This window comes from Streptococcus parasanguinis, assembly GCF_047463195.1.
GTDB classification, from domain to species: domain Bacteria; phylum Bacillota; class Bacilli; order Lactobacillales; family Streptococcaceae; genus Streptococcus; species Streptococcus parasanguinis_R.
The window spans coordinates 247,212-273,203 of record NZ_JASHEI010000001.1; the positions used below are offsets into that span (position 1 = coordinate 247,212).

Below are 25,992 nucleotides of genomic sequence, written 5' to 3' on the forward strand. Positions count from 1 at the left end.
AAAATGGAACAGATTGATTTATTTTGCTTTTTATAGGCTTTAACTTCATTCTAGATGTTGATACTATTTGTCACAACTCTTGACACCGCTTTCGAACGGGAGTACAATAATATTGAGGACAAGATGGTTAATCTCTTTTATTTGGGAGGTGTCAGATATGCAAATCTATTTTGTTTATTCTATTTTCTATCTATTATCACGCGTAGTAGCACTTGTAGTTCTAGCTTATCTTATTAAGTTACTCATTGCTCGTTTAAAAAGAAACTAAGTAACATTTTGCCCAAATAGTAGTTATTTGGACTTTTTGCTATACTTTAGCCTAGTGGATTAAATTTATAAAGGTAGTGTTTAGCATCTTCTGGTTGAGTGATTTTATTTTATGAAGGTTGTTTATAGTTGAAAGGGGAAAATAGATGGTCTCTAAAATTGATACAGCTTGGGACTTGTTTCTGGAGGGAAAAACATCAGAAGCTAAAAAGTTGGTTGAACAAGATTTTTCCATTGATACCTGTACAGATTTTAGCCTTTTAAATCTGATGGGGTATTTATTATTGGCAGAAAAAGACTATGCCTCGTGTACCCGTATCTTTGAGAAATACATTTTATTAGCTCAACAAAATGAAGATAAAGAACATGAACACATTGGATTACATCAATTAGCGATGATCTACAGAGATCAGGGTGATTTTTATAAGGCTTTAAAGCTCATTGAAGATGAAGAGAAGATAATTGAAGAGTATTTTCCCAATGATAATCTAAAGAAAGCTATAAATAACTACGAACAAGGCTATTTGAGATTGAAATTAAACAATCTTAATGAAGCTCTTACATTCATGAATCTGTCACTGGAACAATCTTTACAGACTGATGATGTGATTTCTCAGGCTTGTAGCTATAGAGGGTTAGGTGAAATCTATTTAGCCTTGGAAGATAAAGGATTAGCCAACACACATTTCAAACGAGCTATAGAACTTTTCGAAAGTGTTGGAGAGTTTGAAGGGGTAAAGGAAATTGAGGAATTGATTAATCGATGATTTTGCATTTAGATTTTGTCATTAGTTTGCCTAAATAAAAAGTTTTAATATGCTATAAATCATGTATTTGATTAAGGGAGATAAGACGAGAGGTTATGATAGAGATAGAATTTCTATTTATTTTAATTATTTTTATACCTTATTTCTTTTATTTAGAATGGAAGGATAACCCTAAACAAAAAAATAAGTCCTTTTGCTATCTTTATAAGTTTTATATGATTTACTTGTGGTTTATCCTCATAATTTCCATAATGGCTATCGGTATTTTTTCCCTTGGAGTACTAGCTGTTAGAGGCGAAAAACTTACGTCTGGTTTCTTTGTTTTATCTTTTTTAGGTGTAGTTCTATTTAGTTTCTATATTTTTAGTATTCTAAAAGAGATGAAGGAATTAAAGCAAATAAAATGTAAGTAAATATTAACTAAGAGAATTAGTTAACTAACTTAAGTAAAAAATAACACGGCCATGATTCATGAGCCGTGTTTTTGTATGAATGTACATTTGAAAAATTTTTAGTTTTCCCTTAAATAAAGTACATTTTACAGTATAAGATCAGCATTTAAAATTTCCAGTGTTCACTTAAATAGAGTATATAATTGACAATGATTAGCTCAAAAACATTTTTGGTTACGAATAATTTACTAAATCTCTACGACTATAGATTAAAAATGTATACACTTCTATACAAATAGTAGAAAAGGACTCAGTCCTGTGCAATACAGAACTAAATCCTTTGGATAAATTATTAATCTAACTATTTGGGTGCACTTAACTTTCGGGATGTTTTGTCAGGAAATGAATATGTAACGTAATGAAAATCTGTGCTATTACCCTATTCTTCATTGACTAATTTTTAGGCTTACCACTTGATCAGCTTGTTTCCAAATGGTTGGATTATGTGTTGCAATAATGATCAGACGTTCCTTATTTTTTAATGTTAGGAGTAAGTCCATAATCTCCTGTGAGGTCTCAGGATCAAGAGCGGCAGTTAATTCATCTGCCAAAATTAGAGGAGGATCTTTTAAAATGATCTTTGCCAAGGCTACACGTTGTGCTTCTCCTCCAGAAAGCTCATATACTTTTTGATCTAGTTGAATATAAGATAGTCCTACTCTATCTAATACTTCTTCTTTGGTCTCTCTCTTTTTTTGTTTGTCTAATTTATGACCAATTAATCCCAAATCTAAATTTTCTGAAACAGTTTTATTATCGATAAGTCCAAAATTCTGGAAGAGATAACCGAGTTCATTTCTGAAATAGTTTGTTGGTTTAATCTTTCGTAAATCTTTTCCTTTATATTGAATACTTCCCTGATCATAAGGTTCTAGCTTGGCTACCATATTTAGTAAGGTTGTTTTGCCACAACCACTATTTCCGATAAGAGCATAGACTTTACCTGCATCAAAATTTAAGTTCAAATCACTAAATACCGTCCGGTCCCCAAAGGTTTTTGTTAGTTGATGGATTTTAATCATTTCTATGCTCCTTTCAATATAATACTAGCCATCCTATCTTCCTTACGAGAACGATGCATTAGTATTAAAATAGAATTCAAACCAAAGACGCAAGAGGTTAGAAAGACTACCCAAAGTTTATTTGTTAGCAAAAGACCAATAGCCCCTCCCAAAATGAAGATAACTATTTGCCAGATAAAAAATTTCTGGTGTAACTCAAAAAAATTTAATCCTGATATTTTCTTAATAAGAATAGTTTTACGAAATTCTTCAAAGTAGAGGATTGTCATTGTATTAAAGAGTAGAATTGAGGTAGCTATACCGAGAAAACCACCAGCAATGATTGTCAATATTTCAACTTGAATGTTGTGACTCATACCACGATAAACATAATAGGCAAGATCATACTGACTGATATATCTCTTTATTCCACCTTGTTCAACTAGTTTTTTAGTGGCATCCAAACCTTTAAAATACAGATAATCAGATGGATAAGTGAAGAAATCATTTTGATTTTTTCCAAAAGAGCTTGGTTTAAGGACAATAAGTATAGGATCACTTAGAAATTGTTGATATGAGATTGGTGTAGAATTATATACGAAACGCTTCTTATTGTTTGAAATATAGAAAACACGAGCTTTCATAGCCTGTTGAATTTTATTTCCCTTATCGTTTCGAATCGCTAGGAAATCTTCATAAATTTGACGCAATTTATCTTCTTGATCTTTTAATTTTTCAGGCAATAGTAGTCCAAATTCTCCTTCTCCAAGGCTATTAATGTTCTTCTTATCTTCTTCATTTAATTCTACATTCTGAATATCTAGATAATTAGGAGTCACATATAAGCTATTAGCATACGGATTGTAGTCATTTATCGACATTTTTCCCATTAAGGGATGTGAAGACAGACCTTTTAGATCGAATGATGCAAGTGGATGCTGAACAAGCATTCCTCCATTCTGAATGCCAGTTTCTATGAAGTTTTTCCATTGTTCTTCCAACATTTTTCTACTATCCTGATTTCTAGCCTCTGCCCCAAACTCCCTATTTGTTGAAAGCAATACCCAATCTTTTTGATTTGACCATGCTGTATCTCCAGCCTGATGCAATTGCCAAATAGTTGAATAGATACTTGTTCTATGAATGGTAAGTACTATTAAAAGAAAAGCAACCAATTGCCCCAAGTAAAGAATACCCATAATCGGTTTCAAAGGTAACTTTCCTTTGAGTAAAGAAACCAAATGTACCGCTTTAATACTTAAAACATAAAGAAAGCTAAAGAGTATAGAAAGGAACAAAAGTAACAAATTATAAGTTATGCTAGCTGAAAAAATAACTGGAATAGAAAATGGTGTGATATGGAATAGACTTACACCACAGATTCCAAGAAAAACCCCTGTAATTATCCCTAAAAGTAAATCTCCACAATCACTAATAATTGAGTTTCCAAAAATCTGAGTTAGGTGCAATCCAGAAATATATCGAATCCCAACTGTTCGCATTTCCTTGGTTTTTTGAATAATCATTAAGGCTATAAAAGTTAGTAGAAAAATGACCAAAACGAGTAATTGACTACCATTTCCCATATACGTAAATAAGCTAAGAAAAATATTTGGATATGAAACAAATGTTTGTGTGAAACCCAATGATTGAAGTTCATGATTTAATCTATCTAGAGTGAGATTTCCAGATAAAATATAATAATTGGACAATAAGCCACTATTGTAAAAATCTTCTTCACTAGCTTTAACAAGGCCATTTGGGATATGGCCAGATCCAAATATTGCATAGGAAAAATGAACCTTACCTTTATCGTCTATTGTTTCAATTTGTTCACCAATCACACTGTCTGTTTCATTTGCTAATTGATCTAAACTGTATTTTACCTGATCTTTTGATACCTCTTTGTTCTGGGAAAGAATACTAATAGCTGGAAAACTATTGTGAATAACCACATATGAGGTTGAAAAACAAATCCAAAGTAGAAAACTTGTTATAAAGATATTTGAAAGGATGACAAAGAAGCGTTTCATACTTTACTCACTTTCTAAAATTTTCATGAATTGTAATATAATCTTTTCTATGAGCTATGAATTTTTTTAAAATCCGTAATTAAAATATACTGTTTCACCAAAATTTCTATTTATAAAAGCTCTTGAGGTCTGATGAGAAGGAGCGTAAGCATATGATGATTTACTATCTCTTGCACGAGTTACGCTTGACCAGTGATATTTGTAATCATGGTAATAATTTGAAAATGCACCCCAGTTATTTGGATTGTGAAAGCATTAATACAAAAAATAAATAGTGATTTTCTTTTGCATATCTGCACCTCCTTTTTCTATATATATGATATACTAAACACATAACGAAGTGTAAAAATGTAACATTTATACACATAATTAGAGGTGAAGTTGTTATGCGTTGGGATTACGGTACGATCTATAAAAAAATACGGAAGTCAAAACATATTAGTCAAGAGGAAGTTTGCCAGGATTACACTTCAAGAGCGCACTTGTCGCGTATTGAATCGAACCAAGTAGTGCCTAGTTTTGAGTTGATGGAGCATCTTCTAAAGCAAGTTGGCCTAGATTTCGAAGAATTTCGATATATATGTCATTCTTACCACCATTCCGATAGAGAAGAAATTATCTTATTGGCAGAAGATAACAATGCCTACCAATCAAATGATAAATTATTGGAACTGAAGAATAAGAGTGTAGCTTATTTAAAAAAATATCCTAATGATATTCCTGTGTCAAATATACTAAAGAGAGTAGAGGTCATTCTTTGTTTACGAGAATCTGGTCCAAATGAAAAGGTAAGAATAATGGCAACGGAAGCTTGGAACGAAATTAAAAATCAGGATGTTTGGTATCATAGTGACCTCAAATTAATTGTCGTTATTTTATTTACACTTCCACTAGAAACAGTGATTTCTATCTGTGATGAAGTGATAGATAGGCTCAATGATTACTCTGATTATACAGAGATTCTTCCCACCAAGTATAAATTACTCTCAAATTTAGCCAGTATTTTTCTATGGAATGGTTTGATGGAGAAATGTACGAGTATCAGTTATCTATTGTTAGATACGGCAAAAAAAAGTAAGCGATATGATTTTCTAGGAAATGCTAAAGTGACACTTGGAATTTGTTTAACGGATAAAAAGTTGGTCGATGAAGGCTTGCAGTTACTCGAATTAACTGAAGAAATAACGTTGTTGGAAGCATGTCAGTCAGATGTGAAGCGTTTTTTCAAGGAATGAGTTTCTAAATGGATTTAGTCATAAAACGGTTTGAAGATATAATCGACATATTGTTGTATCCATGCTCAATGGTTATTGGGTAAGGGATGGCAACCTACACATTATCCCGTTAGATCAGCTAGTTAAGCAATATTTGAAAAAATGATCATTTAATTTAACAAATAATAATTTTGAATTGCACCTCAAATGTTAGAGTTCATCTAATATTTGAGGTGCTTTTAATATGAAATACAATTATTTTCAATTATCAAATAAAGAGATTTCCGTTCAGAAGACTTTGATAGCATAGTTTGAACCAATAAATACTGAGGAAAATATTTTGAGTTCATTTATCTAAGTATAAAATGTGTATATAAGAGACAATTTGACATTTGCTTTTTTATTTTGTGTATTATTATTCTAGAAAGAAAAAAAGATTTCAATTTTAAAATCGTTCGTTATCTTTTTATTGTAGATAAATAGGTAATGAAGTAATGCTTAAGTCAGGAGGTATAGGCTGATGAAGAAAACAGATCATGTCAAACAAAAATTTTTAGGTTTTATCATCGTTGGTATTATCATTCTCTTATCAGCCTGCACTCTTGTAGGACCACAAAAAAAATCTCCTTCCGGTAGTACCAATGTGTCTAGGAAAATAGGGTTCGAGGAAAGAAAGGCAGAAGATTTATTAAAAAATTCTATTTCTATCCCTTATCCAGATGGGAAAATCTTTACACCTACCGCACTGTCAAATGATGGGATTGCTTATGGCGAGGCTGTTGACCAAGGACATGATGATCAGAATTATCTTGCCAGTATGAATTTACATACCAAGGAATTTCAAAAGATAAAAGATGTTGAAAAGACATCTAATCTGACTCATGTAGCTGTTAGCTATGTAGATCATGATATTGTTGTTTTTGAAGAGTACGATCAACTCAATCAGACAGGGATTTACTATCTTTGGAAGATAAAGGACAAATCTTTAACGACACTGATCGATAGGAGACCTATTGGAACAGTTCCAGTTACTCAAGTAGCTCGATCCAACCAGAAACTCTTTATAAATTATGAAGTAGGCGATAGCCTATATCAAATTGAAGAATTTGACCTTGAAACAGGGACTCATCAGACGATTGAATCAGAAAATAGCGGTTTTCCGACTGTCTTTAAAGATCACTTGTATTATGTACAAATTGATAATACAGCTTTAACTACAAAAATTGTAGCCTACTCCTTAAGTGATGGGCAGAAAAAAGTTATAGATCAAACAAAGGATGATCAACGCTATTATGTCGATTTATTGACGAACGGGCACAATCTCCTTTACTTGGTTGCAAATAATAAAGATGCTTCGTTTACCTTCGAAAATAAAAACCATAAAAAGATATTTTCTACTTCACAGGCAGAAACCTCCATATATCGCAATATTTATCTCACATATATGGGAGAAAGAAGAAGTGAGGAGCGTGTTAAATCTCAATATTATTTGTGGGATTTAAAGCATCGGATTCATTATTTATATGATCATGGCCCCATTTTACTATCGGATAAAGGGATTCTATGGATTCAATTCAAAAAGAAGGATAGTGAGATTCCAAAAGGTGAAATCTATCGAAATGAAAACTCCGTAATGCGCTATCAGGAATGGTAGAAAGGAGAAAAACCATGAAAATAGTTCATTTATTTCTTGTACTTCTAACTTTGCTTGGTTTATCTGGCTGTAAAGAGACACCAAAAGAAAGCCAAACAAGTCCTTCCAGCTCTCGTAAGGTCACATCTGCTTCATCAACAACAGTTAGTGTAAAAACAAAGGAGCGTACAGAACCTAATCCTCCAATGCCAGCAGAAGTAGCAGAGCGATTAAAAATCAAGGAAGACGGCGCAGAAGTTGGAACTCAGCAAACTTTGCCATCTTCAAAACAGGAACAAGCTTCAATGCCAGAGAACACGCAACCTTCTCAATCGCTCAAGCAAGAATCATCTAGCAAAGAGAATCAAGTGATCCGAAAACTATTGCCTATTCCTCTAAAACTTCAAGAAGAATGGTATTTCTGTGCTCCGGCGACAGTCCATATGATGCTGGCTAGTCGAGGGGTTAGCGTCTCTCAACATCAATTAGCTAAGGAAATGGGGACTTATAATCCCTATGGGACTCATAATCGAGATGCGATTCGCGTCTTGAATCAGAATCTATTTGGCTATCCAGAACCAAGTGGAAACCAAGCAGGTTATCGACTAGCTACTGTAACAGACGCTCGTCCAGATTCGGAAGATGTCCGCCTCTTTAAAGAACGCGTGCGCAAAGATATTGATGATGGCTATCCTCTCTATTACACCTTTAATGTAGCTCAAATCTATCCTGGAAAACGTGGGGAACATAATGTGATTGGAGTAGGCTATGAATTAACAGCAGATAGCAAGGACATCGCAGCAATCTATTATCTAGACCCCGATACACATGTACAGGATCCAACCTATGGAGGCTTGAAGAAACTGACACCAGAGGAGCTGTTAGCAGCAATGGCTACATGCGGTGAGAAAAATTATGCTTGGTGAGAAAGTGAGTCGTGAAATGGATAGGAGGGATAACCTATGAAACGCTCTTATCTTTTTGGGATTTTATTTCTATTCTTCCTTTTGCTTTCTTGTTCTAAGGTCCAAACACCAATGTTTCAAGTTGATCCAGAATCGAATCTTTACTTGGTCACCTCAAAAAGTATTCAATCATATACTAAGAAAGAGAATAAGCTCGAGTTACATCGAGTAGAAAAAATTGATGTAGCAACGTATGTTAATCTCTGGTTTTCGTGTTTAAACAGTGGTGATAAGATGATCGTAACGGAAGGTGATGATTTTGCACCAATAGATCATCAAAATATCATTTCAATTGATTTTTCCAAAGGCGAGATAAGGAAAAATCATACTAAGAATTATGCAATGATGGGATCAGGTATCTCTTCTAATTACTTTTATACTGCTCAAACAGATGCAAACTCAGGAATATTAACAGTCTTTTCTCTTAATGGAAAGCAAGTTTTTCAGAAAAAATTTAACCAAATGACAGCAATTTCGAGTCAGATTGTTGCAAATAATTCTAACGTATATGCTGAGATTGCTTATCAAGATCCAAAACGAAATCGTCCAGAAGGCGTGTTGGATTCAGATTTAATAGTACTAAATGAAAAAGAGCATTGGAAAGAAAAAGATAGAATTCGATTAACTTCAGATGGTAAAAAGGTTGAAATGTTAGAAGGCTTGGCAATTGTCAAAGATAGGGCATTCGTAAGTATCTCTGCAATTCGTGATACAGATACTTTTGAGAAGGTGGCAGGAAACCAATTGTTGTCAATCGATTTGCACACTGGAGAAAGGAAATTATTTACCTTACCCAATCCTTATCCTAATATGCTTTATCCAAGTCCAGATAATCATTACCTTGTCGTCAAGCACGAGGTAGAAGGAAAGAATATTTTATCTGTTCTTGATTTACAAAATGAAACTATAAAAGCGATTGTGTTGGATGACAATTCAGGTGAAACACCAGAGGAAATATATTCTTTTACAATTTCAAATGAAAATATGTTGTATCTAGCTACTGATCAACATTTATTACAATATAGTCTCAAGGATGCTAAGTTGATTGAGAAACAGAAATTAAAATTGGGAAAAGATGATTTTCCAATCGGATTAAGAATAGTAGAAAAAGACTTAGGGTCAAATTAATAATAAAGGCTCATTGTCAACTGTAGTGGCTTGATAAAAAGTTACAATCTGGAGATGACTAAATTGGTTCTCTCCTTTATATAAGAAGTAAGTTAGCATACGTTAGTCAGGATCCCTATGTATTTGAAGGGACACTGAGAGATAATTTAACTTTGGGAAATTCAATGATTGTAGATGAAGAAATCAATAGGATTTGTATCGAATTTGGTTTATTTGAACTTACATCAGAGGGAAATGGGCTAGGGCTATTTCTTCTAGAAAATGGAGAAAACTTATCTGGTGGTCAAAAACAAAAAGTTGGATTAGCTAGAGCTATACTAAGTAATCCTGAAATTTTATTATTAGATGAGGCGACAAGTAGTTTGGATAAAGAATCCGAGAAAAAAGTTTTTGAATATTTAAATTCAATTAAAAAAAACATGATAATAATAAGTATTTTTCATGAAGATAGCTTCATGAAATTTGTAGATAGATTTATTGTTATGGATAAAGGAAGAATCATTTATGATGGATTTCCCTTAGATAAGTAAATAAATAGTATGGTTGAATATAAACGTTGTTAACTAGAAGGGAAGACGAAATGGCACTATTACAAATTTTTGGTCTAAATAAATCGTATAACAAAAATAAAGTAATTGAAGATTTGTCATTTGAGTTGCAGAGTGGCGAAATAATGGGACTCATTGGACAAAATGGTTCTGGGAAAACTACAATATTCAAGACGATTTTAGGTTTAGTAAAAAAAGAATCTGGTGAAATTAAAATCAATGGGAAACTAATTGAAGGGAACTCAAAGGGCTATTTGAATACTATCGGTACGATTATTGAATATCCTACATTTTATGAATCTTTAACAGCTAGACAGAATTTAATGCTTATTTCTAGTCTTTATGATGAAGTAAACTTATCAAAAGAAGATCTTTTAAACTATCTGCATTTAGTTGGTTTAGACAATAGTGTGGATTGTAAAGTATCTAGTTTTTCATTAGGTATGAAACAACGTTTGGGGCTTGCTCAAGCCTTAATCCATCAGCCAACTATCTTATTATTAGATGAACCATTCAATGGATTAGATCCCATAGGAATGAAAGAGTTTAGAGACTTGCTCATTGAATTGTCTAAAAAATGAGTTGGGATTGTAATTTCGAGTCATTCATTGGAAGAATTAAGTAAGTTAGTAGATACAGTTACAATTATCAATCAAGGGAAAGTAATTTTCCAAGGGAAAAAGACAGAATTTTTATCACTTGGATCTATAAAGAACGTTTGGTTGTTGAAAACTGATAACTTAGAACTTACTAAGTCTATCTTAAATAACTTAAACATTGTTTTTACTGATAGAATAGAGCAATTTGAGTTATCTTTAGATATAGAATCAATGAAAGAGGTAAAGGAGAAACTACTCACAGAGTTATTACGTCAGGATATCTCCATCATAAATTTTTCTGAGAAACAAAATAATTTTGAGGATATTTTTATCAAAATGCAGAGAGATATGGAGGTTTGATATGCTTAAATTAATAAAGATTGAGTTGTTCAAATTATTTGCTGGGAAAAAGATTTTCTATGTTTTTGGAGGGTTTGTTTGTGTCATTTCTCTATTGATACTGTATCTAAGAATGGTTGCACCAGAATCTTCATTTGGAAATGTTTTTAAAACCTCCAGCGATACATTTTCGATATTTGCTTTGATAGTAGGAGTTATAGTAGCATTAGTACCGTTTTATCAAGAAATTCAGCAAAAAACAATTAAATCATTGTTAGTGACGCCGGTTAAACGAGTAGAAATTTTGTTTTCAAAATTGTTAGCATCTATTTTTGCCTCATTCTTAATTTTAGTTGTTTTATGTCTAACATCTTTTATAGCGACAACATTACTATTTGGATTTTTTAAAGTTGGAGCTTACTCTTCATCTACAGATAATATGCTTACTTTTACGGCCGGATTCATTCAAATTATTACAACGTTTTTTACAACTATTTTTTATAGTACAGCAATTATTTGTTTATTTTTGATAACAAATTCTTTATCGAGTACCCTAGTTGGAGTTGTTTTGTTAAGAGGTTTAGGAGAACTGATTTCAAGAAGTTTATTAGACCAAAATAACTTGTTATTATCTTTTAGCCCATTAGGAGTATTGAATATTTTAAACCCTGTTTCAAAGAATATTTCGATAATTAGCTACACCATTCAACTACTTTTAACTGTTATTTATTCAATAGTAATTTTTTACATTGACACTAAACTATTTGAAAACAAAGAATTCTAAATCTATAAAAAGTACAAAACAGTAACAATTCAAATGGTGTGAACTTTTTGGTGAAATCTAGCTCAATTCGTGTATTTTTAGGGTAAAATTTACACCATTCAATTGAAAGTTATTCAAATTAGATGAAATATTTCTTTCTGAAAACGTGGGGAAACATTGATATTAAGCATATATTGAAATTCATTCAAATACGAGGGGTTCCAACCAGGTCTTAAGAAAGCTCGTAAAGCGTCACAATTTAGTAAACGTTAAAACTTATTTACATTTGTTGAAAGCATTTCGTATCCAAAATACGGGATGCTTTTTCTGTCTAGCTTAATTTTATAAATTGAGAATTCTCTTTTCTTGTATTTTTAAAAAAAAGAACGTACAATAATATTGGAAGGACTACCGCTTAAACAGAGATAGAAAGGAAAAAATTAGGAAACTATATTTCTCTGATTTAATGTGTTAGAACTAAACGATATATCTTTTCGCATTTTACACTACACTAATAACTACGAAAGGCGAGGTTTATTAAGGAGACTCAACATGCTCAAGAAATTCACTACATGTGCTTTTATCGTTACTCTAATTTCTTCTGTCCTTATCGGAAGTAACATAATATTTGCAAATGATAAAGGCGAGGATATCCAAGCGAAACCACCAACTCTAGAGATAATGGTAAAACAAGCTTCTAAAGATTCTACTCTCTTGGAAACGTTAAATCAATTTTCAGATCAGGATACGATCATTGCCTATCCTGAAAATATGGGTGGCGGGTTTTCTGTTAAATCTGCAGATAGTAGCGAACCTCTAGTCGGAGAAATTTTTGATACTAAAGGGGAAAAAGTCATTTATAAAGACTCTCAACCTGTCACTATTGCCCAAGTAAAGGAAGCGATTCAAAACAAGTAATAAACTGATATAAATAAATATAACCGGCCTATTATTAAATAGGTCGGTTATCAGTTGCAGATTTCTGGGAATTGATCAAGAATTACGAGAAAGATAACCTCGATATGACGTTTGGTTACCCAAGAATCGCAGGCTCTAATAGCTAATAGCATTATTTTCATGCACAAAAAGAGTGGGAAAGGAATCGTTATTATACTTATCCTTTTCCACTCTTTTTTATTTTGTCTCGTTAATAATTGTGTTAATAGCTGAAATGACTTTATTTTGTTTGTACTCTGGTAAAGATTTGATAGTGTCGATAAGCTGTGCTAAGTCAGTACTTTCTTCTTTAAGTGTTAAATCAAAAAAAGTTTGTAGATCAACATTTAAAGCTTCTATAATTTTCTCAAGCGTACTAATTTTTATATTGGGCTCTAAATTTTCCAGCTTATAGGCATAATTGGTACCAAGATCTGCTTTTTCTTCTAACTGTTCCTGAGTCATCCCGGACTGAATCCGCAAAATCCGTATTCGTTTGCTTATATACTTTTGTAATTCTGACATTGCTCACCTCTTAAGACTATTTTACAGCCTTATAAGGTTAGGTTCTAGTTCTCAAAAGGTTGGCTACAACTTTACAAAGTTGCTAAAATATAGTATAATTCGGGTGTTTATAATTATATAGTGATAATTTGCTCAATACTCTATCATAAAGGTGGGAATTATGAAAAAGAAAACGATCAAAGCAACTGTATCCGCTGTATCAATAGCTACAGCTTTTGCGGGGATTTCTGTTGTACAAGCGGATGAAGTAACTGCAAGTCAGCCAAATGAGTCAACATTAAGTGTTGAATCGACGTCTACTTCGTCTACAAATATAAAACAAGTAGACGGAGTATTTGTTAATAATGGGGTTGCAACCGTAACGAAAACGCCAACTTCTGAAGTTGTAGAAGAAGCAAGAACGATCAAGGAAGAAACGGATCAATCGGTTTCAAATCAAGAAAGTGCATTAGAAAACGCTAAGGCTTCGGAAGCAGCTGCTGCATCAAAAGTTTCCGAGGCAAATGTTGACTTAAAGAATGCTGAGGCGAATAAAGAATCAGCTACGCCTGAGAAAATTGAAAAAACCAAAAATGAAATATCAGAAGTAAAAGCTGATATTGAGAAAAAGGAAACATCACTAAAAGATGCATCTGATAAAGTTCTAGAAGCTGAGAAAGAACGTAATCAGCAATCAGATGTTATTAAAAAAGATCAAGATAAAATTTCAGATCAAGAAAAGAAAGTTTCGACAGCTGAGGGAGCAGTAGCAACTGCACAAAAAAATCTTGATGGTACTGGAGCATCGGAAATCATTGCTGAAAGAGACAAAGCAAAAAGTGATGTAGCTGAAAAAGAATCAGCAGAATCAGCAGCCAAAAAGGCTTTGGAAAATGCTATTAATGAAGACAAAAATAAGGCCGAAGAACTCAGTAAAGCTTCTGCTGATGAAAAAACGCAACTTAGTGCTAGTCAAGTCTCAGCTAAACAATTAGCAGATGCTAAAAAGGTTGCAGAAGAAGCAGCGAGTACATTAGTGAAGGCTCAAAAAGAGAAAGAAACTGCTCAGAAAGTTTTAGACGGTACTGGCGTTGAAGAAATTGTAGCAGAACGTGATGCTGCTAAGAAAGATTTAGATGCTAAAACAGCAACTGAAAATACAGCAAAACAGGAACTTGATCGTGCCAAAGAAGCAGATGCTAAAAAAGCTACCGCACTAAAAAATGCAAAATCAGTTGAAGCGGATCAAATAAAGAAAAGCCAAGAAACGGCGAAAAACTTGTCATCTGCTGAGGAAAAACAAAAACAAGCACAGGAGAATCTAAAGAAATCTCAAGAAAATAAGGTATCAGCGCAAAGTAATCTAGATGCTTCTGAATCACAACTTGCCCAAACAATCGCAAATCGTGATAGTAAAGCAAATGATTTAGCAAATAAACAAAATAGTAAGATTAGTGCAGAAGAAGAGCTCAAAAAAGCTAAAGAAAATGATGCTAAGAAAGCTTCGGATATTTCCACTTTAACTACTAAGAAAAAACAAGAAGAGGCTAAAGTAAATGAAACTTCAAATGAGCTAGCGAGTGCTACACTAGCAGCTCAGGAAGCAAAAGAGAATAAAGAGAAGGCTGATCAAGCGGTTGAAACGCTCAATAAACAAATTGCAGCAATTAAAAATCTCACTATTCCTCAATTGCCTCAAGATGTCATTGATGCTTACAAGACTTACCTTGCCGATAACTCAGACGCAAATAAAAATGCCTTAAACGACGTTATTCAAAAATGGTTCACAGGCAGTAAATATGATTTTGGTACTCCAGAAACGGAATATTCTCCTGAACACCAAAATATTGTTATCAAAGGTTGGCCAAATAAGGATATTGTTTTGCCTATCGATGACTCTGAAGTCGATTTGGATAATCTCACAGCTAAACAGATTGAAGCTTTGAGCCAATATTATGCACTTCTCGCCAACAATCTGCAAGACCAAGTTTGGGGTAGTCATCATTATATTGTCACTGAAGAATCTGTTCAGGGTGTCAAAAACATTGCAAAAGCCTATGCTGAAGAAAATAAACCATATAGCACAAGTCACAGCGATACTGCTCTAGCGAAAGATGGATTAGATTCCATCGTTTGGACTGGAGAAAACATGAGCTATGATAATACATTGCTTGGTTATGGTGCGTATTATTCAGAAGCTAAAGAAACTCGTAAAGCAACAATGTCTCAATTGTATCGCGAGGTATATGATGCTGTAATTAGTTTTATGACAAATGATGTTCATGCTTATTTTGGACACATGAAACTCATGATTGGGCAGAAAGCTCCTACAAATATTCGGGCAATTGGAGCTGCAAATAGTTTCACACCAAGTGGTGTTGGACGTATGCACTTTATTGAATTTAAAGGTCAAGATGCACATCTTGAATATGTTAAAGATGAACAAACTGGTGAATATCATTTCGTAACTGTTGACGACTATTATGATAAAGGGATTGCCAAACCTCTAGCTACTCCATTTGATACTTCAAAAATGGAAGATAAATTAACAGTTGCTAAAGTTAAACAGACTGCAGCAAATACGGCAAATGATTCTGCACAGAATCGTTTGGAAAAAGCTAAATCAGAAAATGATTCAAGTACAAAAGCTCTCAAAGAAACGACAGCAAAATTAGATGCTCTGAAAGCTACTCCTGATCAAACACCTGCAGCTACTACTAAATTGGAAAACGCTACACAAAATTATAATGAAACACAAATCCAATTTAATAAGGCTCAAGATGCACTTGATCAATTAAATGCTGATATTCAAAGCAAGCGTCAAGCTTTAGCAAATGCAAAAGATAATTTAGACCAGGCTACAACAGCAGAAGTAAAAGCTAAATCTGATCTTGAAAAAGCAAAAGTAGAAAATCAAAATGCAAATCAAAATCTGAAACAAACTCAAAAACTAGTAGCAGAATTGATGTCAGTTCCTGATCAAACTCCAAGTGCACAGAAGAAATACGACAATGCGAAACAACAAAAAGAAGAAGCTGAAACAAGATATATCAAAGCTCAAACAGCTTTAGATAACTTAAATGCAGACCTTCAAGTTAAGCAAAAAGCATTAGAAACTGCAAAAGAGGAGCTTGAGAAAGCAAAAGCAACAGATAAGACTGCAAGAAACAATTTAGATGAAGTCACAAAAATTCATGAAAAACATTTGGCAGCCTTAAATGCTACACGTCAAACGATTGCAAGATTAAACTCAATCTCAGATAAGACACCTCTTGCACAAAAGAATCTAGATGAAGCTTCTCAACAATTGATTGCTGCCAAGACTCGTTACGCAAAAGCACAATCAGCAGTTGAAAATCTAAATGCAGACATTCAAACAAAACAAAAAGTTTTAGCAGATGCGCGTGCAGAGTTGGATAAAGAACTTAAAGTTCTTTCAGATCTTAAAGCTGAAAAAGCTACGGATGAAGCAGAACTCAGAAACCGTGAGAATAAAGTTGAAGAGTTAAAAGCTAAAGAAAAACAAATTAAGGATGAAATTTCTAAATTTAAGACTCACTTAGTTGCTTTAGAAACACTTTTAGATCATCTTGAAAATGCCGATGCATATTTGAAAAAAGCAAAAGAAGCATATGACAATGCAGTTGAAGAGCATCGTTTAGCACTTGAAAATGTAGCAAGAGAGGAAGCTAAACTTAAATCACTTCTACAAGATCAATTGGATGCAACTGCACAATATGAAGCTGTACAGCTTGCTTACGAAAACGCTAACAAACAACTGATGCAATATACGAAGTTATCAAGTGAAACTAAATCAATTGGAAACCAAAATGAAGATCATAAAACTTTTGATCTTAAAAATGAGGTTGGTTCTCAATCTGATCACTATAACTATCGAGGTTCAGTAACCGGATATAATCCTCAACGTTCGTTACCAAATACTGGTTCTCAAAATGGATTAGTATTACTTGGCTTAGGAGCGATGCTTATGGGACTATCTGGAATAAAATTGCGCAAAAAAGGTGAGTAAAATTAAGAGTAATCTATAAATAGATTTATAGGCTGGAGGAAATAGAACCTTTTAAGGTGATCTCCCTCAGCCTTTTACTTTAATAATGAACATAGGAGTATATGATGGATAAAGAGCAATGGATTGAAATATTTAAAGAGATTAACGACCGTGTACCAACAGAAGAAGAGATTCAAGCTGGCGTTCAATCAGGAGAAATAATAGTATCAGATTTATCGGCTATTTCGAAAGTTAATGACAGTGAAAGCAATGCTACGCCACAGGTTCAGCCACAAGTAGAGTTGAACGAATACGTTTCACAAAATGTTGTGGAAATACAAAATGATCAAAATGCTATATTTTGTAATTCGTGTGGAACAAAGAATTATGGAAATAATAAGCAATGTAGTGGTTGTGGGAAATCTTTAGAACAGAAAGATCAAAATATTATTCACTCTATCATAAAAAGATTTAATGTTCTTAACTATTTAAAATATTGTTTTGATACACAAAGATGGGGGATTCTAATATATTTCACGATTGCAATATTTTTGGAAACATACTATGGTGAGGGAATTGTTGGACTAATAGCTTTATTATTTACAGAATTTTTATTATCAAATACCGGTCAATCCTTAATTTGTTGGATTGTTGGTGCGAAGAGGATAGATAGAAGTGATTATCAAGAAAAAGTTCAACAACCTGTCAATGAGATTATTCAAAAGGCGCGTCAAAAAGGTTTAAACTTACCAGATAATATTGAAATCCGCATGATTCACAATGATGTGCCTGCTGCCTACGCAATAGGTATGAACAAAATTATTGTTACTGATAGCTTACTTGATAATCCATATTTTTTAGAACCAAAAATTATGTTTGAGCTCCATCGAATCCATAATATGGCTCCAAATCTTTTACCTGTAGTGGTTGGTTCAAATATCATTTTAATTATTGTCTTACTAATTTTATTAATAACAACACTATTTGGAGGCTTTAAAAAAAATTATGGAGACAGCAGAAACTCATTTTGGTCAGGTAGTTCTGAAACAAAAGAAGGAGCTATTCTATTTTATGGTTCGATAATATTAATAGTTGCATTAATAAGTATCTTTTTATTGTTAGTAAAATCAATTGTAAAACGTGACGCATATCTTTCAGACCAGTATATGGCTTCGATTGGATTTGGGGAAATTCATTGTTATTATATCGATACTGTATCTGAGGAAGATGGATCTTTGGCTAAAGGATATTGCGAGTTAGGATATCCGTCTAAAGATAAACGTATTAGTATTTTACAAAATAATTATCATGTAAGATATACAGGAGTATGAGGTTATGAATAAAGAAGAATGGCTATCTCAATTTGAAGAAAAATTTAATCGCAAACCAAGTCCAGTGGAATTTTTTACTGCAAAGAAAAATAATGAGTTTGAAGTAGAAAATTTAAATGCTGAAACGACTCCTATTTCAGAAAGTGTCGTAAATAGTATCGGAGAACCAGAAGAAAAGAAGAATGATGAAGTTGAAGTTGAAGTAAAAAGGGAAACTTCAGAAAATATTATCCTTGAGGAAGAATATGTATCACCAAACAATAATAGTCACGGTGAAGAATATGTCCCACCATACAATAGTGAGGTCAGGGAAGAATATAACTTTTGTGCTAAATGTGGCACCAAAAACTTCAAAACAAGTGAATACTGTATTTCCTGCGGCTCAAAAATTAACAGTAATAATCTTCAAAAATCCTTTTTATCTGATATCTCAGAAAAATTTTTTGAAGTTAGTTCTAAAGCTGGAAAGAAAACAAAGGAATTAACTCAATCAATTCAAACCAATACTCAACTGTATAAAGAAAATAAAAAACGTGAAAAATTAATTTTAACACTAGGAAATGCCTATTATGAAAGTAGAAAAAATACTATAGATGATCCTTTTTCAGAGTTAATAAACGAGATAAAAGAAGTCGATGTCTTGATTCAAAATATGAAGAATTCGCAATAAATAAGGATTAATATTATGAAAAACTTATTAAAGATAATAATAACGATTTTAGGATTATTTTTTTCATTTCAGATATCTAATGTGTATGCAGAAGAAACAGGACCTCTTGTTGTACAAGGAATTGTCCAAGAAGGTTATAAGTTAGAAATAGTCGTTCTTGTAGTAAAAGCAGATACCGAAGAGGTTGTTAAAACATTAAAAATTAATCCTGAAAATAATTGGATGCAAGAAACAAGCGTACCAGAGGGTGAATATAGAATAAGAACATATATTGAAAATTTAAGTCCTAGAGCCACGACAAAACAAAAAGCAACTTATATGGTAAAAAGGGTCACTAAGAATCCATCAAAGAGAGAAATACCTTGTTTTGTTGTTATGGAAGGAGACGAAAAATTTTTATCCGCATATTATGGATTAGTTGATTTTCAAAGAAAAGACGGTAGTTTCCTTAAAGGAAATTTTAGCCAAGATGAAATGAATGAATACTATCAAGAAGCAATAGGATCTCAGACTGGAATGCTAGGTTCTAGTCAAAGTAGAAAAAATGATAATGATAAAGACATTAAAAAAGATAGAGATAGTGATAAAAATGATTCAATAAAACCAAAAAGTAGCAAAGAAAGTGAAAATAAAGCAGCTGGAAAAGAAACTATTAATAACATAAAAACGAATGGAAATAAAATAGAATTTCCTTTCTTCATTATTGTAATGCTTTCTGTTGTTTTAATTTTTCTCTTGATAATTATTAAAAGAAGTAATATTAAACGTTAGTCTATACTTCTTATGGATCTTTGTGATTAGATTTATAATATAGAGAGGAAACTTTGTAAATAAAGAAGCCTCACAAGAAACCTCATAATGGAAGCTTTCTTGTGAGGCTTTATTTTTATATTTACAGAAAGATCAGCTGATTTAATTAATATCTAGTAGCAAAAAATAATAACTAAATATGGTATAATAACGTTATAAATTAAGGAAGTATTTTTTGATATGAATATAACTGAACAAAAGAAAAAAGCGAAGGGATTTATTAAACGCTGGGAGAATCGTGGAAATGAACGCCAAGACAGTCAATCATTTTGGCTTGATTTGCTTCAATCTGTGTATGGTGTAGAAAACCCTACAGAATACATTACATTTGAAGACAAGGTTAAGATGGACCACACAAGTTTTATCGACGGGTTTATTGATACTACTAAGGTGTTAATTGAGCAGAAGGGGGCAGATAAGGACTTAAACCAGGCAATTAGACAATCAGACAACACGTTATTAACACCTTTTCAGCAAGCTAAACGATATTCAGCCAATCTTCCATACTCTAAACGTCCTCGTTGGATTGTAACTTGTAATTTCAAAGAGTTTTATGTCTATGACATGGAGCAACCAAATGGTGAACCAAAGGTCATTAAACTTGTTGATTTAGATAAGGAAGCCTATCGCTTAGAATTTTTGATTGATAAAACAAATGAACATCTAGAACGTGAGATGAAGGTTTCTATTGAAGCTGGAGCGATCGTGGGGGAGATTTACGAGGCCCTTCTTAAGCAGTATATTAATCCAGAGAGTCCTGATAGTCTTCATGCCATCAACCAATTGGTTGTTCGTCTGGTGTTTTGTCTTTACGCTGAAGATGCAGGTATTTTCGGTCATCACATGATGTTCCATGATTACCTTGCTCGTTTCAGTAGTCGTGATTTTCGTAGAGCTTTAATAGACCTTTTCTCAATTTTAGATACGCCGATTGATGAACGTGATCCATACTTAGACGAGGATCTGCTTGCGTTTCCATACGTTAATGGAGGGATGTTTGCTGAGAATAAGTTGGAAATCCCAAACTTTACGGAGGAGCTTCGTGAGCTAATTCTAGAGCATGCATCATCTAGCTTTGACTGGTCAGAAATCAGTCCAACCATCTTTGGAGCGGTATTTGAATCAACCCTTAACCCAGAAACACGTCGAAGTGGTGGAATGCACTATACTTCGATTGAAAACATCCATAAAGTTATTGATCCTTTATTCTTAAATGAGATAAAAGAAGAGTTAAATGAAATTCGTCAATTTAAACAGCCTAAGACGGTTGAACAAAAAGCAAAACAGTTCCAATCCAAACTAGCGAGTCTTCTTTTCTTCGACCCAGCTTGTGGTTCAGGAAACTTCCTTACAGAAACTTACATATCTCTCAGACGCTTAGAAAATGAAGCCATTAAACTTTATATGGGGGATACAGTAGCATTAGACTTAGGGCAAGACCTTGTTAAAGTCAAGCTAAAACAATTCTATGGTATTGAGATTAATGACTTTGCGGTTTCTGTTGCTAAAACTGCACTTTGGATTGCGGAAAGTCAGATGCTAGAGGAAACCAAAGATATTGTATTTGCGAACATCGACTTTCTACCACTTAAGTCCTATACTAATATTGTTGAAGGAAATGCTTTAGAAATCGACTGGGAGACAGTTGTACCTAAAGAAAGACTAAGCTATATTATTGGGAATCCCCCATTTTTGGGAGCTAGAAATATGGCAGATAGTCAAAAAAAAGCTGTTCAAGCTATTTTTTCAACTCTTAGTAAGAATGATGTACAAATGCTAGATTACGTAACCTGTTGGTTTAAAAAAGCTGCAGAATTTATTGTTGATACTGAAATAAGAGTTGCTTTGGTGTCGACAAACTCAATAGTTCAAGGCTCACAAGTTCCTATTCTTTGGAAGCTACTTTTAGAGGAATATAAAATACAGATTAATTTTGCTTATCAGACTTTTAAGTGGACAAGCGATTCGTTGCATCAAGCAGCAGTTCACTGTGTCATTATTGGGTTCTCTCAAGTTAGAACTACCGAAAAAAAATTATTCATAAATTCTAGTTTTATTAAAGTTGATAATATAAGCCCCTATTTAACTGATACAAGTAATATATTGATTGAAAGTAGAAATAAACCAATCAACAATGTCCCTCAAATGAAGTTCGGCAATCAACCACGGGATGGTGGAAATTTTATTTTTTCTGATGATGAATACCAGGAACTTATAAAAAACAACCCACAATTGTCGAAGTGGTTTAGACCGTATATCGGAGCCAATGAATTTATCAATAATATAAAACGTTGGTGTATTTGGTTAAAGCATGCTTCACCAGTAGAAATTCGAAACAATAAATTTATATATGATCGTGTTAATGCTGTAAGGGAGTTTAGAGAATCATCAAATGCCAAAACAACTCAAGGTTATGCTAAAGTACCTCATCTTTTCGCTCAACTAACACAACCTGATGCTGCACCATACATTATCATCCCATCTGTAACATCTGAGAGACGTCGTTATATTCCGATAGGTTTTATGTCTCCAAATGATATCTCAAGTAATGCTGTTCAAATTATTCCTAATGCTTCTCTCTACGATTTTGGTATCCTAACTTCAAACGTACATATGGCCTGGATGCGTACGGTTGCTGGGCGTCTTAAATCTGATTATCGTTATTCCGCTAAGATAGTTTATAACAACTTTCCTTGGCCGGATATAACTGAATCTCAAAAAGAAAAGATTTCTAAAACAGCTCAAGCTATTCTTGATGCACGTGCACTGTATCCTGATAGCTCGTTAGCTGATCTTTATGATGAATTAACTATGCCTGTTGAGTTAAGAAAAGCTCACCAAAAAAATGACAGAGCTGTTATGGAAGTCTATGGTATGACAAAAATAGTCGATGGAAAGAAGACTTGGTTAACTGAAAGTGAAACAGTTGCAAGATTGTTTGAGATGTATGAAGAGAAAGTGAACTAAAAAAATAATTTTAGTTTAAACATTGCGAATCTAGTTAATGTTTACTAGAAATTTCAAATTTAGTAAGGTTAAAAATTATGAAAACTCCCAAATTGTATTCTGATTTGTTGAAAAAGAAGCAACTAACTACTGAAATGATTGCTGAATGTATTTATTCCGTTAATAAACGAGCAAAAAATTATCGTGATAAAGTTAGAGAATATAGAAAATCACCATATCATTCGCATTTACAAGATAACATTGACAATGCAATGGCAAAGAAGGTTGAATACTACGGGATGAAAGAGGAATTATTAAAGCCGTTTACTCCAACGGTTATCCATAAACAATTTGTGAAAAATACGAAACGTGTTTACAGTTATGAAGAAGATTATCAAAAACTCTTAGTCGAAAAAGAAGGTGATATTATTTGGAAAGGTAATTACTTTGACCACGAGCAAAATACAAGAATTCACTTTTTTGATTACCAGACTGAAAATAATTTTTATTTCTTTTATTATGAGATCGGTGGATTTAGCTTTCATAAACCAATTAATGAAGTAGAAGCAATCAAGTCAGGCCTTAATATAGTTGAAATTGATGAAAATTTTAAAACCTATGGAAGAAATATTGAAGACTTACTTTCAGTTCCATTTGTTAGAAAGGTTTTAAACTTGTTAAACAGTGGTGATTATACTATTGTTGAGTAGTGAAGAGTAATATTTACAATGAGGTAGTAGATTATGATTGAAATCACCTATATTTATAAGGACCATAAAGGGAAGATAAATAACGGAACTTTTAATATTGGTATTTTAGAATTTGCTAAGCATATTATTTTAGCTGGTTGTGGGCACATGGTTGATAAGAATAGTTGTCGAAAAGCTGTAGGTGCATTGATTTTTTTTGAAGACTATTTTCCAAATATTAGTAATACTCCGTGTAATTGTTTTCTTGAACCTACTGATACGTGGGCTTATGATCCAACAGCGAAAGCACATTTTTCTAATTTAGTAGGAAAAGCCATGGCAGATATTTGTTTCAAACATATATCTGGCGGGAAAATTACTTTTAATTATGAAGCTGTTATGAAACAGAAAGGTTTACCCATTAAAGGATCTAGGCCAGATCTTTATGGTATCACTAATAATGATAAATACTTTGCCATTGAAGCAAAAGGATATACGAGTCAAACAGGTAAAAAAAGCGATCATAAGCGCCAGGCTAATTCAGGTCCGTTGTATAAAGATTATTCAATAGCATCTGTTACTGAAAAGATATATAAAAAAATATGTGTAGACTATATTGATCCCATATCTAATGGAGAAAATAACATTGATAAAGAAGGGCTTATTAATTTTTATTATGATAAAATTTCCGAAGAGTTCTCATTATTTGACGAAAATATACAAGAATTTGAGATTAATGGTAGTGAGTATATTGTTATTATTGAGTTTGAATTTAAAAGTCAAATGATGTGTCTTGCGATTAGCAAAGACATCGTTTACTCAAATGAAAGAAAAGTGATTCTTTCAAGATTCGAAAGAATAGTTGAGAATGATTTTTATATTGACGGAGATGGAATAGGTATCTTTAAATTACAGAGTATAAATGATGACTTAAAACTACTAAATAGAAATCTATTAAATTAATGTTTTAACAAATAAATATCATACATTTTAATTTCTCAAATTAAATAAATGTGGTAGCTAACATCTCTGTAGTTTATTTCTATGTTATTTATTATCAGCATATAAACACTTAATTATTATAGGAGAAGTATATTTTATATTGTAAGACTACTTTATAGGGAGAGAAGAGAAAAATGATTTCTGTAAATGATAATGCAAAACTATTAAATAGTATAGTAGGTATTGAAAGGGATTATTTGAATTACTTTGGTAAAGAGTTTGCTATTGATTATGAACATCTTTACAATGATATTTTTGATGATAGACTGAGTCAGTTATGTTCTAGTATACACTATCAGTTAGTGAAGGGATTAAGAATATTAAATGATAGTATAAATAGTGGGAGACATTTCTGGGCTGGACCAAGTAGAGATTTGATAAAATCAATTTCATTATCAGACAGATTTGTTAACAACCTTAAGAATTCTGGTGAGAAAGTTAGAATTGTTGAATACTATGATAAAGTATTAAAAAAATGTAATAGTTTTCTATCGTCATCTGGTGGAAGCTCAGTACCAGATGATATGTCGGAAGTTGAATTATACTATGAGTTACCAATTTTTGAAATATCGGATATTGTCGAGATCCCGAATAAAACTATACAACGGTTCCAATTGAAAACAGTTGGTGATGGTTCTTATGCTACTGTCTTTAGTTTCTATGATGAAAATTACAACAAAACTTTTGCATTAAAACGTGCCAAAAAAAATATTTTATTAAAGGATTTAGAGCGATTTTATTTAGAATTTGATACAATGAAGCAGTTACATTCTCCGTATGTACTCGAAGTTTACTCTATTGATAAAACTAAAAATGAGTATGTTATGGAGTATGCTGACACTTCACTTTTTAAATATATAAAGACTCATAATCAGAAATTGACTTTTACCGAGAGAATGAACCTAGGTTATCAAATAATAAAAGGATTTGAGTATCTAGCTAAAAAAGAGATACTTCATAGAGATATATCACCTAATAATATTTTGATTAAAGAGTATGATGATGTAAAAATTATTAAAATCGCTGATTTGGGGAATGTAAAGTTAAGTAATAGCATGTTAACATCTCTAGATACAGAAATAAGAGGTGCATTTAATGATTATTCAGGCCTCCAACGAGTTGGGTTTAGTAATTATAATTTTCATTTTGAAGGTTTTGCTTTGTCAAAATTATTATACTTTGTCTTAACTGGAAGATATAAAGACTTTACAAAATTTGAATATAGTAATTTAGAGGAATTTATTAATAAGGGAACAAATCCAATTTTGAATCAAAGATTTAGCGATATAAATGAATTAAAGAAGTCGTTTTTAAAAATTAAACCAAAATAAAACCGATCTATTAAATTGGATGGTTGACTACTCTATTTTATGGTATTAATTGATT

Annotated in this window: 21 protein-coding genes and 1 pseudogene; 18 read left to right on the forward strand and 4 right to left on the reverse strand. The window is 32.6% G+C overall.

The genetic code is table 11. The features are described from left to right. Positions 1-413 precede the first annotated feature (413 nt). On the forward strand, positions 414-1,034 hold the full coding sequence (locus QM870_RS01145) for a tetratricopeptide repeat protein (protein WP_414368194.1): 621 nt from the start codon (positions 414-416) through the stop codon (positions 1,032-1,034). Positions 1,035-1,872: 838 nt separating this feature from the next. On the opposite strand, the gene QM870_RS01150 is transcribed toward QM870_RS01145, so the two are convergent. The 3 genes and pseudogenes from QM870_RS01150 to QM870_RS01160 form a co-directional block, all read right to left on the reverse strand. Next, a complete protein-coding gene (locus QM870_RS01150; RefSeq protein WP_003003180.1) occupies positions 1,873-2,508 on the reverse strand; it encodes an ABC transporter ATP-binding protein in 636 nt (211 codons plus the stop codon). Positions 2,509-2,510: 2 nt separating this feature from the next. Continuing rightward, a complete protein-coding gene (locus tag QM870_RS01155; protein ID WP_414368197.1) occupies positions 2,511-4,520 on the reverse strand; it encodes a DUF1430 domain-containing protein in 2,010 nt (669 codons plus the stop codon). Positions 4,521-4,586: 66 nt separating this feature from the next. Further along, positions 4,587-4,736 (reverse strand): annotated as a pseudogene (locus QM870_RS01160) (lactococcin 972 family bacteriocin); the annotation flags it as partial. Positions 4,737-4,906: 170 nt separating this feature from the next. Between QM870_RS01160 and QM870_RS01165 the strand changes: the two are divergent. The 9 genes from QM870_RS01165 (at position 4,907) to QM870_RS01205 (ending at position 12,627) form a co-directional block, all read left to right on the forward strand. Further along, complete coding sequence (locus QM870_RS01165; RefSeq protein ID WP_414368200.1) at positions 4,907-5,755, forward strand: helix-turn-helix domain-containing protein; 849 nt, start codon at positions 4,907-4,909, stop codon at positions 5,753-5,755. A 499-nt stretch (positions 5,756-6,254) separates the two neighbouring features. Then, positions 6,255-7,388, forward strand: coding sequence for a hypothetical protein (locus QM870_RS01170; protein WP_414368202.1), 1,134 nt, complete (start codon positions 6,255-6,257; stop codon positions 7,386-7,388). 14 nt (positions 7,389-7,402) lie between these two features. After that, entirely contained in the window at positions 7,403-8,293 is an 891-nt protein-coding gene (locus tag QM870_RS01175; protein ID WP_414368205.1) for a C39 family peptidase, read from the forward strand. 36 nt (positions 8,294-8,329) lie between these two features. Beyond that, positions 8,330-9,460 (forward strand): hypothetical protein, encoded by a 1,131-nt coding sequence (locus QM870_RS01180; protein ID WP_414368207.1) that lies wholly within the window; start codon positions 8,330-8,332, stop codon positions 9,458-9,460. 80 nt (positions 9,461-9,540) lie between these two features. Further along, on the forward strand, positions 9,541-9,990 hold the full coding sequence (locus QM870_RS01185; protein ID WP_414368298.1) for an ATP-binding cassette domain-containing protein: 450 nt from the start codon (positions 9,541-9,543) through the stop codon (positions 9,988-9,990). A gap of 50 nt (positions 9,991-10,040) precedes the next feature. After that, positions 10,041-10,589, forward strand: a complete 549-nt coding sequence (locus tag QM870_RS01190; RefSeq protein WP_414368209.1) for an ABC transporter ATP-binding protein — start codon at positions 10,041-10,043, stop codon at positions 10,587-10,589. A gap of 27 nt (positions 10,590-10,616) precedes the next feature. Beyond that, positions 10,617-10,967 (forward strand): hypothetical protein, encoded by a 351-nt coding sequence (locus QM870_RS01195; protein WP_414368211.1) that lies wholly within the window; start codon positions 10,617-10,619, stop codon positions 10,965-10,967. Position 10,968: 1 nt separating this feature from the next. Continuing rightward, positions 10,969-11,730 carry an ABC transporter permease gene (locus tag QM870_RS01200; RefSeq protein ID WP_414368214.1) on the forward strand — a complete coding sequence of 254 codons (762 nt, stop codon included), beginning with the start codon at positions 10,969-10,971 and terminating at the stop codon, positions 11,728-11,730. A gap of 531 nt (positions 11,731-12,261) precedes the next feature. After that, the gene (locus QM870_RS01205) at positions 12,262-12,627 is read left to right on the forward strand and encodes a hypothetical protein (protein ID WP_414368217.1); all 366 of its coding nucleotides are present in this window, start codon (positions 12,262-12,264) and stop codon (positions 12,625-12,627) included. Positions 12,628-12,843: 216 nt separating this feature from the next. On the opposite strand, the gene QM870_RS01210 is transcribed toward QM870_RS01205, so the two are convergent. Continuing rightward, a complete protein-coding gene (locus tag QM870_RS01210) occupies positions 12,844-13,170 on the reverse strand; it encodes a helix-turn-helix domain-containing protein (protein ID WP_003013607.1) in 327 nt (108 codons plus the stop codon). 160 nt (positions 13,171-13,330) lie between these two features. Here QM870_RS01210 and QM870_RS01215 point away from each other — a divergent pair, with 160 nt between their 5' ends. The 8 genes from QM870_RS01215 (at position 13,331) to QM870_RS01250 (ending at position 25,937) form a co-directional block, all read left to right on the forward strand. After that, positions 13,331-17,179 carry an SEC10/PgrA surface exclusion domain-containing protein gene (locus QM870_RS01215; RefSeq protein ID WP_414368220.1) on the forward strand — a complete coding sequence of 1,283 codons (3,849 nt, stop codon included), beginning with the start codon at positions 13,331-13,333 and terminating at the stop codon, positions 17,177-17,179. Positions 17,180-17,283: 104 nt separating this feature from the next. Continuing rightward, on the forward strand, positions 17,284-18,489 hold the full coding sequence (locus QM870_RS01220; RefSeq protein WP_414368223.1) for a hypothetical protein: 1,206 nt from the start codon (positions 17,284-17,286) through the stop codon (positions 18,487-18,489). A 4-nt stretch (positions 18,490-18,493) separates the two neighbouring features. Next, on the forward strand, positions 18,494-19,159 hold the full coding sequence (locus QM870_RS01225; RefSeq protein ID WP_414368224.1) for a hypothetical protein: 666 nt from the start codon (positions 18,494-18,496) through the stop codon (positions 19,157-19,159). Positions 19,160-19,174: 15 nt separating this feature from the next. Beyond that, the gene (locus QM870_RS01230) at positions 19,175-19,930 is read left to right on the forward strand and encodes a hypothetical protein (RefSeq protein ID WP_414368227.1); all 756 of its coding nucleotides are present in this window, start codon (positions 19,175-19,177) and stop codon (positions 19,928-19,930) included. Positions 19,931-20,149: 219 nt separating this feature from the next. Then, positions 20,150-22,936 carry a DNA methyltransferase gene (locus QM870_RS01235; RefSeq protein ID WP_414368230.1) on the forward strand — a complete coding sequence of 929 codons (2,787 nt, stop codon included), beginning with the start codon at positions 20,150-20,152 and terminating at the stop codon, positions 22,934-22,936. 77 nt (positions 22,937-23,013) lie between these two features. After that, positions 23,014-23,625, forward strand: a complete 612-nt coding sequence (locus QM870_RS01240) for a hypothetical protein (protein ID WP_414368232.1) — start codon at positions 23,014-23,016, stop codon at positions 23,623-23,625. Between the two features lie 33 nt (positions 23,626-23,658). Next, entirely contained in the window at positions 23,659-24,567 is a 909-nt protein-coding gene (locus tag QM870_RS01245) for a hypothetical protein (RefSeq protein WP_414368235.1), read from the forward strand. A 173-nt stretch (positions 24,568-24,740) separates the two neighbouring features. Continuing rightward, a complete protein-coding gene (locus QM870_RS01250) occupies positions 24,741-25,937 on the forward strand; it encodes a protein kinase family protein (protein ID WP_414368238.1) in 1,197 nt (398 codons plus the stop codon). Positions 25,938-25,992: the final 55 nt, after the last annotated feature.